Annotated in this window: 14 protein-coding genes; 3 read left to right on the forward strand and 11 right to left on the reverse strand. The window is 35.2% G+C overall.

All coding sequences use genetic code 11. From position 1 onward, the window contains the following. Entirely contained in the window at positions 1-1446 is a 1446-nt protein-coding gene (gene pyk / locus ACOCEA_RS05400) for a pyruvate kinase (RefSeq protein WP_420755188.1), read from the forward strand. A gap of 54 nt (positions 1447-1500) precedes the next feature. On the opposite strand, the gene ACOCEA_RS05405 is transcribed toward pyk, so the two are convergent. Next, positions 1501-2025: a PAS domain-containing protein gene (locus tag ACOCEA_RS05405; protein WP_420755189.1), complete on the reverse strand. Its 525-nt coding sequence runs from the start codon at positions 2023-2025 to the stop codon at positions 1501-1503. Between the two features lie 202 nt (positions 2026-2227). Continuing rightward, entirely contained in the window at positions 2228-3322 is a 1095-nt protein-coding gene (gene dinB / locus ACOCEA_RS05410; RefSeq protein ID WP_420755190.1) for a DNA polymerase IV, read from the reverse strand. Between the two features lie 28 nt (positions 3323-3350). Between dinB and ACOCEA_RS05415 the strand changes: the two genes are divergently transcribed. Both ACOCEA_RS05415 and ACOCEA_RS05420 read left to right on the forward strand, forming a co-directional pair. Beyond that, entirely contained in the window at positions 3351-4037 is a 687-nt protein-coding gene (locus ACOCEA_RS05415; protein WP_420755191.1) for a Rossmann-fold NAD(P)-binding domain-containing protein, read from the forward strand. Continuing rightward, the gene (locus ACOCEA_RS05420) at positions 4018-4485 is read left to right on the forward strand and encodes a CYTH domain-containing protein (protein WP_420755192.1); all 468 of its coding nucleotides are present in this window, start codon (positions 4018-4020) and stop codon (positions 4483-4485) included. The genes ACOCEA_RS05415 and ACOCEA_RS05420 overlap by 20 nt, the downstream gene beginning before the upstream one ends. Here ACOCEA_RS05420 and ACOCEA_RS05425 read toward each other — a convergent pair. The 9 genes from ACOCEA_RS05425 to ACOCEA_RS05465 all read right to left on the reverse strand — a co-directional run bounded on the left by ACOCEA_RS05425 (position 4443) and on the right by ACOCEA_RS05465 (position 13879). Then, a complete protein-coding gene (locus ACOCEA_RS05425; RefSeq protein ID WP_420755193.1) occupies positions 4443-4700 on the reverse strand; it encodes a hypothetical protein in 258 nt (85 codons plus the stop codon). The genes ACOCEA_RS05420 and ACOCEA_RS05425 overlap by 43 nt on opposite strands. Before the next feature lie 44 nt (positions 4701-4744). Continuing rightward, positions 4745-5878, reverse strand: a complete 1134-nt coding sequence (locus tag ACOCEA_RS05430) for an AEC family transporter (protein ID WP_420755194.1) — start codon at positions 5876-5878, stop codon at positions 4745-4747. A 1-nt stretch (position 5879) separates the two neighbouring features. Further along, a complete protein-coding gene (locus tag ACOCEA_RS05435) occupies positions 5880-7073 on the reverse strand; it encodes a pyridoxal phosphate-dependent aminotransferase (RefSeq protein WP_420755195.1) in 1194 nt (397 codons plus the stop codon). 159 nt (positions 7074-7232) lie between these two features. Next, complete coding sequence (locus ACOCEA_RS05440; protein ID WP_420755196.1) at positions 7233-7628, reverse strand: hypothetical protein; 396 nt, start codon at positions 7626-7628, stop codon at positions 7233-7235. Between the two features lie 37 nt (positions 7629-7665). Continuing rightward, positions 7666-8685: a phenylalanine--tRNA ligase subunit alpha gene (pheS, locus tag ACOCEA_RS05445; RefSeq protein ID WP_420755197.1), complete on the reverse strand. Its 1020-nt coding sequence runs from the start codon at positions 8683-8685 to the stop codon at positions 7666-7668. A 71-nt stretch (positions 8686-8756) separates the two neighbouring features. Next, positions 8757-10634 (reverse strand): SulP family inorganic anion transporter, encoded by a 1878-nt coding sequence (locus tag ACOCEA_RS05450; protein ID WP_420755198.1) that lies wholly within the window; start codon positions 10632-10634, stop codon positions 8757-8759. A gap of 119 nt (positions 10635-10753) precedes the next feature. After that, positions 10754-11383 carry a carbonic anhydrase family protein gene (locus ACOCEA_RS05455; protein ID WP_420755199.1) on the reverse strand — a complete coding sequence of 210 codons (630 nt, stop codon included), beginning with the start codon at positions 11381-11383 and terminating at the stop codon, positions 10754-10756. 26 nt (positions 11384-11409) lie between these two features. Beyond that, on the reverse strand, positions 11410-12240 hold the full coding sequence (locus ACOCEA_RS05460) for a universal stress protein (protein WP_420755200.1): 831 nt from the start codon (positions 12238-12240) through the stop codon (positions 11410-11412). A gap of 46 nt (positions 12241-12286) precedes the next feature. After that, the gene (locus ACOCEA_RS05465) at positions 12287-13879 is read right to left on the reverse strand and encodes a SulP family inorganic anion transporter (protein ID WP_420755201.1); all 1593 of its coding nucleotides are present in this window, start codon (positions 13877-13879) and stop codon (positions 12287-12289) included. Between the last annotated feature and the right edge of the window lie 33 nt (positions 13880-13912).

Here is a 13912-nt window from a genome sequence, read left to right on the forward strand (position 1 = left end):
ATGCCAACTACAAAGAAGACCAAGATAGTAGCAACCTTAGGGCCAGCTACAAGTAAGAAAGATGTGCTTAGAGGCATGATGGAGGCAGGCGTAGATGTCTTTAGGATCAATTTTTCACATGCTGATTATGATGATGTAAAAGCTAGGGTAACCATGATCCGTGAGCTAAATGAGGAATTGGATATGAACACTTCTATTTTGGCAGATTTACAAGGGCCAAAACTTAGGGTTGGTGTTATGGCCGGTGAAGTGGTCGTTAGTCCAGGTGATGAAATAACCTTTGTTACCGGTAAAGCATTCGAGGGTACGGCGGAGCGAGTTTATATGAACTACAAGGAATTCCCTAGAGATGTTAAAGCCGGTGAACGTATTCTTTTGGATGACGGTAAGTTAATGTTTGAAGTTCTTGCTACCAATGGTGAGAACGAGGTAAAGGCAAAAGTTATCCAAGGAGGTCCTTTAAAATCTAAAAAAGGGGTAAACCTTCCCAACACTAATATATCACTTCCTGCCTTGACCGAAAAGGATATTAAGGATGCAGAGTTCGCAATTTCTTTAAATGTAGATTGGATAGCACTTTCTTTTGTAAGATTTAGCCAAGATTTAATTGATCTACAAAACATAATAAAGAAGCATTCAGAACATAAAATTCCAATAATAGCTAAAATTGAAAAGCCTGAGGCAGTAGAAAACATCGATAAGATTGTGGCTTATTGTGATGGACTTATGGTAGCTAGAGGAGATTTAGGTGTAGAAGTACCTGCCCAAGAAGTACCATTAATACAAAAGAAATTGGTACTAAGAGCTAAAAAGGCTAGAATTCCTGTTATTATAGCAACGCAGATGATGGAAACTATGATTACTAGTCTTACACCAACAAGGGCAGAGGTAAATGATGTTGCCAACTCCGTAATGGATGGGGCAGATGCGGTAATGCTTTCAGGGGAGACCTCTGTTGGTAACTATCCTATTCAAGTAATAGAAAAAATGTCTAGTATTTTATGTAGTGTTGAAAATTCCGACCTTATTAAAGTACCGCATGAACCACCACATGTTCGTACAAATAGATACATTACCAAATCTATATGTTTCCATGCGGCCACCATGGCAAACGAAATAAAGGCAAAAGCAATTTCTACACTTACCAATAGTGGTTATACAGCTTTTCAAATTTCAGCTTGGAGACCAAGTGCACATATTTTGGTATTTACCTCTAACAAAAGAATTCTTACGCAACTAAACTTATTATGGGGGGTTAAGGCATTTTACTATGACCGTTTTGTTTCTACTGATGAGACTATAGATGATGTTAACGCTATAGCATGTAAGAAAGGATTTTTGGAAGCTGGGGATATGCTCGTAAGTTTGGCTGCTATGCCAATAAAGGCTAAAGGTATGGTAAACACCCTTAGGGTTACTGAAATAGAATCATGTAATTTTGATTAAGGTGCATATTGTGATCATAAAAAAACCCCATCTTATAGATGGGGTTTTTTTATGTTAAGCAACTTCCTTTTCAAAAGCAATAAAGTTAACTACCTTACCATTTACATTATAAACTGGTTCTCCTTTAATCCAGCAATTATATGGTTCACCATCTTTTCTGTAGTTGACGATAGTTGCCTCAAACGGTTTATTGTTTTTTATTGAGTTTGAAATATACTCAAGGCTTATTCTACACGTATTGTTACCTTGAAATATCTTTGGCTTTTTGCCTATTATTTCAGTGGGTCTGTAGCGGTTCATTTTCCAGATATTCTTTGTGGCAAATACAATTTGAAGTTTTAAATTGGTCACAACAATAATATGATCTTGATCCCTGAGATGTTTATCAATACTAGTAGAATTCAATTTCCAATTGTTCTGTGCCGCTAATTGTGAAATAGATTTCATATCGTTCTCTATCATACATATATTCTCAAAACTTTGTGAGTAAAAATCCAATGAAGAAATGGGTAAGGAATTTAAGGCTAGGGTTTTGTAATAATGCCCTAGTGCATTTTCGTAGTTAATTAAATTGTTCATTTATTAATTCTTTTCTTTCACAGATAAACTAAAACTAGAAAAAGAATTTATTGCTCTAAAATAAATTAGCTGGTTTAGCTTTTATGTTTAAGTTTTATTGGTAATAGCCTTCAGTTCTACTTAAAAAGGCTAAACAAAAATATATGGTAAATATTGGAATTTGAGAAATATAAACTTTTAAAGGCGCGTTTGTATGTGCCGTTTAAAATTCAAATTTTAGTTGAACCATTACCTTATCAGTTGGTGTAATATTTTTTTCTGTATTTAGATTTGTAATGGAAATACCCAACAAACGAACGGAGTTTTGAAGTTCTTCTTGATATAGTAGCTCCCTTGAAGTCTCCAGAATTATGCTTTTACCTGAGATAAAATAGGATAAGGTCTTGCTTCGGGTGTTTAGTGTAAAATCACTGTACTTAATCTTTAAGGTAACCGTTTTGCCAGCTAGATTGGATTTTTTGAGCCTTTTTTCCAATTCGGTCGCAATATGCTCTAATCTTTCCAGCATAAAAACCTCACTACTTAGATTTTTGTTAAAAGTACGTTCAGCTCCTACGGATTTAGGCGTTCTATGTGGTTTAACCTCACTATTATGTATACCACGAACAATATGGTAATAGTAACTGCCACTTTTACCAAAATTAGTCTCTAGATAGTCAAGCGATTTGGTTTTTAGGTCTTTACCTGTAAATATCCCAAGCTTGTACATTTTTTCGGCAGTAACCTTACCTACTCCGTAAAACTTACGAATATCCAGTTCTTCGAGAAATGGTATTACTTCTTCTGGGTTTACTGTTTTTTGCCCGTTTGGTTTATTAAAATCACTGGCAACCTTTGCTATAAATTTATTAATGGAAATACCTGCTGACGCATTTAAGCCCGTTTCCTCCAAAATACGTGCCCTTATTTCCTCGGCTATTAATGTTGCTGATGGGTTGCCTTTTTTATTGTTGGTTACATCCAAATAGGCTTCATCCAAGGAGAGTGGTTCTACCAAGTCGGTATACTCAAAAAAAATTGCCCTTATTTGTGACGATATCTCTTTATAACGATCAAACCTTGCCTTTACAAATATTAATTCAGGGCAATTACGAACTGCCAATACACTGCTCATGGCACTGTGTACCCCAAATTTACGGGCCTCATAACTGGCAGCGGCTACCACTCCTCTTTTAGAACTACCACCAACGGCAATGGGCTTGCCCCTTAGTTCGGGATTATCCAATTGTTCAACAGAAGCGTAAAAGGCGTCCATGTCAACATGTATAATTTTTCTAGATGTAAAATCATTGGACATACTGTAAAATTAAGGTATATTTATTTTGATGGAGACAAGTAAAAAATCTGCAATCATTATTGGAGCTACAGGTCTTACGGGAAATGTATTATTACAAGAGCTGTTGAAAGATGATCGCTATGGTACGGTTAAGCTTTTCTCACGATCTAGTGTTGGCATTTCATCACCAAAGTTAGAGGAACACCTTTTAAATCTTTTTGATATTGAAGCCCATAAGGCTAAATTTATTGCAGATGAGGTTTTTTGTTGTATTGGCACAACAATGTCTAAAACCCCTAATAAAGAACAATATGGTGCTATAGATTATGGGATACCGGTCACAGTTGCCAAGCTCTGTAAGGAAAATTCAATTGAAACCATTTGTGTTATATCAGCATTGGGTGCAAATGCCGAAAGTTCTGTTTTTTACAATAGGGTTAAAGGAGAAATGGAACAAGCCGTATTGAGTATGAGTATTCCAAATACATATTTGCTACAACCTTCCTTGATTGGAGGTAAACGTAAGGAGAAAAGATTGGGGGAGTGGCTGGCTAAAAAGTTCTTTATAATTTTAAGGCCACTTTTCGTAAGTAGTTTAAAGAAATATAGGGTTATACCACCCCAAGAAATTGCTCAATGTATGGTTATCTTAGCAAATAGAGCCAATAAAGAACGAAGGAGAATTCTTTCTGATGAAATATCTAAAATAGTTGAGGGTGATAGAAATAGAACGTAAATTCTTGACCAAATCAAGTGATTATAGACAAAAAGCAATTACCAAAAAGAGAATTGTCCAAGGTTTTTTGAATACACATGTAGAACGCACGGTTAGGGTGCGTATCATTGGTAATCAAGGATTCATTACAGTAAAAGGTAAATCTAACAATACCGGCACATCTAGATTTGAATGGGAGAAGGAAATCACTTATGATGAGGCCAATACATTATTGGAATTGTGTGAGCCGGGCATATTGGATAAAATCAGATATGAAGTTCCTTTTGGAAGCCACATGTATGAAGTAGATGAATTTTTTGGCAACAATGAAGGTTTGGTTTTGGCAGAAATAGAATTAGATAATGAAAATGAAGTATTTGAAAAGCCCAGCTGGCTAGGAGAGGAAGTAACCGGCAAAACGGCTTACTATAATTCCCAATTAAGTAAAAAACCATTTAATACTTGGTGACTTACTCCTTGATTACAACAATTTTCCAAAAAATTCATTTTCTTTTTTAAATAGGTCCCGTTTTCCAATAAATTAATTCCCGTTGAATCTACCAGTTCAATGGCAAAGGATTGATTGGCACAAAGTACGTTTGAACAATCTATATCTACATTGGATTGGCATTCAACTAAAAGAAATAAAAATATACTAATGGCCTTATTTACGATTTTCATCATGTAGTTTAGATGCCAGAAAAAAATTCGGTTGCACATTACACCGTTTATGTACGAGTGGTTCTGTAAACCACCCATTCAGTTTTTTGCTTTTCCGATTTTTTTCTAGTTGAAATTATCTTTTTTAGTATAACGGGGATCAACCCAATTAATAGGAATGCAGAACCAAAAATCAGTATTATATATGCATTCGCAAAATGTGAACCACAAGAAAGCACTCCCAATATCAAAATTGTGGATATTGGAAAGGACAGTGCTAAGATATTAACTGCAAATTTAGCATTAAAGGTTCTGTGTTTTTTAGCAATATTCTTCTCTTGGCCATCTACAATAGCTATATGCGAAAATGGCCAAAAACTACAAGCACTCATGGCAAAAACAAATAGAAGCAGCATATCATTTTCTGCTTTTAAATTGGTTGAAAGAATAAATAGTCCAGTTAAAATGGATACAAAACCTACCCTTAGCAAAAGCAGTGATAACAGTTTAAAAAGTTGCTTCTTTTTAATATGAACTGCCAATCCTATATATAAAAGTACCAGAGGGGTCATAATGCCACCTAGTCTGCTCATCATCTCGCTAATGAAAAAAGGCAACGTCTCCATATTAAAACCAAAAAACACCAAAATCAAGGCAATGACTATAAAGATATTTACTGGTTCGGAGATCATTGCCAATATCAATGACTTTAATTTAGAACCCTTTTTGTTCACCGTAACATTGTTTTGGCTATAGAACCAGTTCATTGCTATGAGGTAAAGAAAAATGAGAACAAAAACCTTATTTCCTAAATCGGCCATAGCCGCTTTAGCGAGGTACCCTTCACCTAAAAACTCAAGGACAAAAGGAAAACAAGACAAGCCAGGCGCCAGGGAAGGCACCAATAATCTTGCTGTTCTATATTCTGGGGAAGTTTTTTTAATACCAGTAAGTGGTATTAGGTAGGGAAATCCAAGATATAGGATAATATTTAAAGCAAGTGCCAAAAAAGGTAGTGATAGCAAGGCACTATCTATTTTAACACCGATCAGTGCAATAAAAATGGTTGCAGGCAGTGCCAGGTTAAGTATTATTTTTTTGATTCCGGTAAGTTCTTCTTTAGATTTAAACTTGAGTTTTAAAAGAAGACCAATAACAATAAATAATACGAAGGTCAGTGCTTTTTGTAAGGTAAGGTTCATGTTAGGCCAATACATCCGTCAATGCGGAAGTGAATATTTTCATTTCGTCCAAAGTACCCATGCTCACCCTGCACCAATTTTTACCCATAAATTCAAAAGCACGAACACCAACTTTCTTTTCCATCATTTTCTGTAGAAATAGTTTTCCATCCATTTCAATAGGAAAAATTATAAAACTAGTATAGGAGGTCACATAGTCGTATCCCATATTTTTAAGGCTTTTGTAAACATATTCCCTAGCCTCTTTGTTTTTGGCCCTTGATGAATTTTGAAATTCGGTATCATCCATACTGGCAATGGCCGCATAGATTGAAGTATAGGAAATACCCATACCTCCCCTAGTAATTTTTTGAATTTTATCAAGAGTTTTTTCTTGGGCAACGATATAACCAACCCTTAACCCGGCCATGCCATGAATTTTGGAAAATGTTCTTGCTATTATGACATCTTTTCCTTCATTAACCAGGCCAACCATACTTTGCTTAGCGCCATCTTCAAGAAATCCCAAGTAGGCCTCATCAACAAAAACAGGAACTTTTTCGGAAACCCTTGAACAGAAATCGAGAAGGGACTTGCTATCTGTAATACTTCCCGTTGGGTTGTTGGGATTACATATATATACCATTTTTGTATCCCCATCAATTGCGGTTTCCATGCCTTCTAGATCATGGGACCAATCTTCTTTTAATGGTACTGGTTTCCAAGTTGCCCCTGTAGCTTCTGCAACACGAATAAGAGACATATAGGAGGGGTCCGCAGAGACAATGTTGCCACCGTCTAAGAAAAGGACCATACCAGTTTTCTCCAATAGATCTGAAGAACCTGGACCCATCATTATGTTTTTTGGGTCCACACCCTCTTTTAAGGCGATTTTGTCTATAAGTTTAAAGAGCTCTTTCCATGCATACCTGTTTCCTTTGGCAGCTACATTTTTTAAGGCTTCTATAGCTTTTGGAGATGGCCCATAGGGGTTTTCGTTAGCATTTAATTTTGCCAATAAAGTATCTTCTTCTGGAAACTTTTCAGGAATATATTCCTTAAAAAATGGACTATATAGTGCATTCCCGTCATTGTCAAAGACTATTGGTGCCTTAGTGGTTTCTGCAAAACTAATATGGGGAAATAAGGTAATCCCACTTGCCGTCAATATGCCAGATTTTAACCAATTCCTTCTATTTATATCAGTAGTTTCCATAAGTTGTTATTTGTTTAATTAGCTATGGAACCTAAATTATAAATGTAAACCCCAAATTCCTATCCCAATTCTGTAAAAATCAGATAGTTAAAATGGACATGTGAAAGATTAACACACTTAAAATTATCAATGCCTTATTTTAAAGGTAGAATAGGCGTGTTATTTTGCGAAAATCCCATCCTTTTCTATCAAAGGGATAGTGGTAAGATTGTTGGTGGTTACTGTGCCTTTTTCAAAAAGAAACTTTCTCTCATAGAGTTTATTATCAGCATAATAAGTGACATAAAACTCATTGTTTAGCATAAGTACATCCTCTTGTACCAACTCAATTTTTTCAAAGGATTTTGCTGCAACTACAGCGATAGCATGTCGCATCATTGAAGTTTTGCGATTTTCATCATAGCCTTTGGATACAATAAGGGCCATTTCAATTGGTATTTTCTTATTATTTAGGATATATGCATTCCAATCTTTTGATAAAAATTCGTCGTTCCATTCATGGATCAAAGCAATAAATATATCTTTCGAAACTGGAATTTCTATATCTGATTTCATTTGTGGATTTTAGTAGATACAATGAGAAACACAAAAATTAAAGGGCACTTTTAAATTGCTCTAAAAACCGTATGTCATTTTCGCTCAATAAGCGAATATCAGAAATTTGATGAAGTAGTAGTGCAATTCTGTCTATACCCATGCCAAAGGCAAAGCCAGAATATTCTTCTGGATCTATTCCACAGTTTTTAAGAACATTGGGATCTACCATACCACAACCCATAATTTCTAACCAACCCGTACCTTTAGTCATTTTATAATCAGTCTCAGTTTCTAATCCCCAATAAACATCTACCTCTGCACTCGGTTCTGTAAAAGGAAAATAGGACGGCCTTAGTCTAATCTTAGATTTGCCAAAAAGCTCAGTTGTGAAATATTGTAAAGTTTGCTTTAAATCGGCAAAGGAAACATTCTTGTCTATATATAAACCTTCTACTTGATGGAAAAAACAGTGTGAACGTGCAGATATTGCCTCGTTACGGTAAACCCTACCTGGAGAAATGGTTCTAATAGGCGGTTTGTTGTTTTCCATATAACGTACTTGTACCGAAGAGGTATGTGTACGTAAAAGGATATCTGGATCTGTTTGCACAAAAAAGGTGTCCTGCATATCCCTTGCAGGGTGATATTCCGGCAAGTTCAAAGCAGTAAAGTTATGCCAATCATCTTCTATTTCTGGACCTTCGGAAACGTTAAAACCGATTCTGGAAAATATCTCGATAATTTGATTTTTTACGATAGAAATTGGATGTCTGGCACCTAATTCAATTGGTTCCCCAGGCCTGGTAAGATCACCATATACCCCATGTTCTACTATCGCATCCTCTAATACAACTTTTAAGGAATTTACTTTATCGGTAGCGGCTTGCTTTAATTGGTTTATGGTTTGTCCAAATTCTTTCTTTTGCTCATTTGGAACTGTTTTAAATGCTGCGAACAATTCGTTCAACAATCCTTTTTTCCCTAAATACTTAATACGAAAAGTTTCAATATCCTCCGTTGTATTGGCTGTAAAGGATTCGACCTCCGCTATATGTTTTTTAATCGTATCAATCATATCGTAAACTAAAGGCGCAAAGTTAAAACTTTTAAAAGAGTAAGTATTGTTTTTGACTTATTTCCTTTCGATTACTCTATCTTAGGATTGGTATCCTTAACATTCTCCTTAACCCAAAACAAGCATTCCTTAAAGGTGTTAAAGATATATTCATTAGGAATTAAATCTGGAATAAGACCAACGCGTTCCATCATATATTTAGGCTGTTTCAAGACATCTACCAAGAGTACTGTTACACCAGATTTACGTAATTCAATTAGTGTATCCTCTAATGCATAAAGCCCTGATTGATCCATATATTGCATGCGTCCCATTCTAATTATTACTGTTGATGCTGTATCTGGTATTTGATCTGCCAATGCTTGAAAATCACTGGTGGAACCAAAAAACAATGGGCCTTTTATGTGTTTAATAAAAACTTCTTCATTTAAATTAGTTGGAAAATCTTTTTCGTCGGACCATTTTTTTTCTTTTCCTAGCGATTTTACATCGGAACGTTCTGCGGTAAGATCCCCCATTTTTTTCATGAACATTAGTGAGGCAATAACAAGTCCAACACCTACTGCGTAAACCAAGTTCCAAACAGAAGAAAGTATAAGTACCACTAGCATTATTACAACTTCGGAACTAAACCTAATAGGTCCAATCCCTATATCTTTAGGCAAACTTGGAATGGCTTTCAATCCTTTATAATCCATTACACCAATACCTACGGTTACAAGTATACCTGCTAATACTGCAGCGGGAATTTGTGAGGCTACTGGTCCTAAGGCCATTAAAATAATTAGTAATAATACACCCGCAACCATACCAGATAATTTTGTCTTACCCCCTGCATTGATATTTACTACTGTTCGTATAGTTGCACCTGCTCCAGGAATACCTCCAAATAGTGCGGCTATACTATTCCCAATTCCTTGACCTACTAATTCCTTGTTGGGTTTGTGTTTTGTTTTGGTCATGTTGTCGGCAACAACAGATGTTAATAACGAATCAATGGCCCCTAATAGCGCTAAAGTTAAAGCCGTGAAAACATAAGGTGTAACCGAATTTGAATCAAATTTTGTGAAAATCTCCCAGTTAGGAACAGGGAGACCACTAGGTATCTCCTCAATAGGTCTATAATCCAGACCAAAACCATAGGCAACCCCAGACACAGCAATTAATGCCACTAATGCACTCGGTATTGTGGTGGTGATTTTTTTAAAACCATAAATAATAATGATTGTTGACAAGGCCAATGCAAGTTCTAGCCAATTAATATTTTGAACTGCCCTAGGTAGCATTTTTATAGCTCCTAAAACCCCAGATGCCTCGGTTTTTGCTAAGTTTTGGGCTTCTTTTAACATATCTTCCTTTGTAATATGTTCTGCTCTTTTTATAGTCTCCTCAAAGTCTTCAAGAACTAATATTCCTTCACCAGCTTCATCCTTTAAGATATTGTCCAAAATAATTTCTTCTGCATGTGCTTGAAAATTGGCAACGAATTCCGCATCTTCTTTTGGATAGTAACCAATTGCTGGCAGAATCTGTGTTACCAAAATAATAACACCAATAGCAGTCATAAAACCGGAAACAACTGGATAGGGAATATACCTAATGTATTTTCCTATACCCAAAAGCCCTAAACCTATTTGCATTAACCCTGCTAAAAGAAAAACAATTAAAATGGCGGGCAAGGCCTTTTCTACATTACCGCCATTAATTGCAATAATACCTGCAATAATTACCATACTAACAGCTGTCATTGGGGCGGTAGGTCCAGATATTTGGGTGTTGGTGCCCCCAAATAGGGCAGCGAAAAAACTAATAAAAATAGCACCATATAAACCTGCACTTGGACCTAGTCCAGAACTAACGCCAAATGCCAATGCTAAAGGCAACGCTACAATACCAGCGGTAATACCACCAAATAGGTCACCTTTAAAATTTGAGAATAGGTTTTTCATAAATTTAAATTAAGCATTCTTAATTAGATATAACCACTAAACAAAAGTATCTTTTATATGACAAATTAAAAAAGCCGATGCAATTTGCATCGGCTTTTTCATTAAACGAAAAGTATAAATTAAGCAAAAAAGTCAACGGCTCCTGTGGAGATATCATACATGGCACCTACAATCATGATTTCACCATTTTCTTCCATTTCCGACAATACCTTGCTTCTTTGTCTTATATTGTCAATAGTCAATTCTACATTTTTGGTAGCCACTTCATTTACAAAATCTAAATTTTTGGAATTCCTAAGATTTTCATCAGTTGGTTCTTTCACTTCTGCTACCGCAGGCTCAATTTTATTTATCAATGCGGTTAGGTTGCCCAATCTGGCATGATCACACGCACCTTTAATTGCTCCACAACTGGTATGGCCTAAAACGACCACTAAATTAGTACCGGCCAGTTTACAGCCAAACTCCATACTACCTAGGATATCCTCATTAACAAAGTTGCCTGCAATTCGAATACTAAATATATCTCCGAGTCCTTGATCAAATACAAGCTCTGCAGATACTCGAGAATCAATACAACTTAAAATAGTTGCAAAAGGGAATTGTCCTTCACTAGTATCGTTTACCTGTTCAAGAAGATTTCTATTTGCCTTTAGGTTGTTTTGAAAACGTTGATTTCCTTCTTTTAAAAAGCGTAATGATTTTTCAGGTGTCATTGTTGCTTGTGTCTCTTTAGTATGTGCTTTCATTATATTTTAAATTCAGATTAATGGATTTATATGGTGTATTTTGGCTTTCCAGTTAAAAGCAAAGGTACGTTTAGGGCATTTATAATTTCTTTTATGTTGGAATTGCCAATCCCATTTTTATTTCTGTTGTTTGGATTGTTTTCTGCTCTATCCAAACAGAGTAAATTAATATTGCTTAAGGTAATATAAGTAGAAAGGCTTTTAATGGTATGATCTCGTTTTTCAAAGACGTACTCAATTGTTTTTTTGCCATAATAGGACTCTGACGGTGTTATATTATTAGAATCTGCTACAATTTTAAAAGACTTTAATGGACCATCTGAATGTGAAAATAGATTGTCTGCGAAATCTATCTCTTGCCTTTTACCATTATCGTTTAATATGGCTAAGGATATTTTTTTATTTAAATCTAAAACATGGTTGTCATCGGCCATAAATATGGTCCCAGAATATGATTCTAAAACCATTTTTGTGATACTATTCCCTAGTAATCCCAATAGTTTGGTTTTTTTCTTTCTTAGTACTACAATGTCTGGTTTTTTTTCTTTGATATACTTATCTATTTCATGTTTTGGTCTACCAATGGCATATGTATGGGAAATGTGCACAGAGGATTCTTGGGAATATGCCTTTACTATATTTTTCATGGTATTATCAACAGTGATATAATCATTATTGATGTTGCGAATTACAGATAATTGACTTTCCATGTTTACAACTTCCGATGCTTTTGTTACATGAAACAATTCTATATCGGCATTAACTATTTTAGCCAGACTTATAGCACTTTTCAATGTATTGTCTATGGATTTTTTCAAATCTGTAAAGACAACTATTTTATGTTTGCTTTTTTTCATTTTATAAAGATTTAGATGAGCATTAAAGTTCATAGGAAGTGGGATTCTAACTAAGACTCAATTTTGATTTTGGCCTTTTTTCAAAGAATTCTACAAAACTTTCTGGGTTTTCAACTATACCTCTTTTAGACACCAACCGTATATCTATATTTTTTTCCTTTGCCTTAAAGGAAAAATCTTCTAGAATTTCTATTATATCGTTATCTAAATACCTTGTATTCAATAAATTTAATTCAAGGTAAGTATCTCTTGGTAAACTGTCCAACTCTTTTAAGATGGCTCCTTTATTAAAGAAAGTCACTTCCTCTGCAAGTGTCATTTTAATTTTATGCTTCCCATTGCTTTTATCCTCAATATGTAAGAAATGCGAATTTTGATAGCTTTTCAATAAAATAACAACGATACCTACAGCTAATCCCAAGCAGATACCAACTAAAAGATCGGTAAAAATGATACCCAAAATAGTAACTATAAATGGTACAAATTGTTTCCATCCCAATTGATACATTTTTTTAAATAAGGACGGTTTTGCTAATTTATATCCCACTACAAAAAGAATGGCTGCCAATACCGATAAGGGAATCATATTCAATAATCTAGGGATAAGAATTACAGAAATCAACAATAAAAACCCATGTATTATAGCAGACACCTTGCTTCTACCACCTGATTGGATATTTGCAGAACTTCTTACAATTACCTGGGTAATAGGTAGACCACCTATTAATCCAGAAATTATGTTACCAGTACCTTGTGCCAATAACTCGCGATTTGTAGGAGTCACATTTTTATGTGGATCTATTCTGTCTGTTGCTTCAACACATAATAATGTTTCCAAACTTGCCACCAGCGCAATAGTAAAAGCAGTTATCCAAATTTGAGGATTTGTAATTGCGCCAAAATTTGGAAAACTAAACTGGGCTAAAAAGGAAGAGGCGTCTTCTGGTATGGGAACACTTACTAAATGTTCCGTAGAAATTGCCAATGACGAATTACCCTTAGTAAGCACAAAAAATATAATCCCTGTTGCAACTGCAACTAAGGGACCTTGAACTAGTTTAAATATTTTTCCTTTTTTGGACAGTACCTTGTCCCAAAGAATTAATATAGAAAGTGCAATTATAGCAATTAATGAAGCACCGGGACTTATATTATTTAAAGTTTCAAAAATTTCAGAAAATGTGTTTTTTCCATCAACCTGAAAAAAGGCAAAATCCCCTTCAGGATCGGGGTCATAACCAAAAAAATGCGGTATTTGTTTCAAGATAATAATAATACCAATACCTGTTAGCATTCCTTTAATTACCGATGAAGGAAAATAGTAACCAATGACACCCGCCTTTAGAATACCAAAAACAAGTTGTATTACACCTCCCAAAACAACAGCGACCAAAAAATTTTGGTATCCGCCCAAGGCACCAATTGCTGTTAATACAATAGCGGCCAAACCCGCTGCCGGGCCACTTACCCCAATCTTAGAGCCACTAAGTGATCCTACTACGATACCACCAATGATACCTGCTATTAATCCGGAAAATAAGGGAGCTCCACTGGCTAATGCTATACCTAAGCAAAGAGGTAATGCAACGAAAAACACCACGATACTAGCTGGAATATCGCTCTTTAAATGTTTGAACATATATAAAAATATATTTTCCCTTATGATTTATAA

The organism is Maribacter luteocoastalis (assembly GCF_048890225.1).
Taxonomy (GTDB): Bacteria; Bacteroidota; Bacteroidia; order Flavobacteriales; family Flavobacteriaceae; genus Maribacter; species Maribacter luteocoastalis.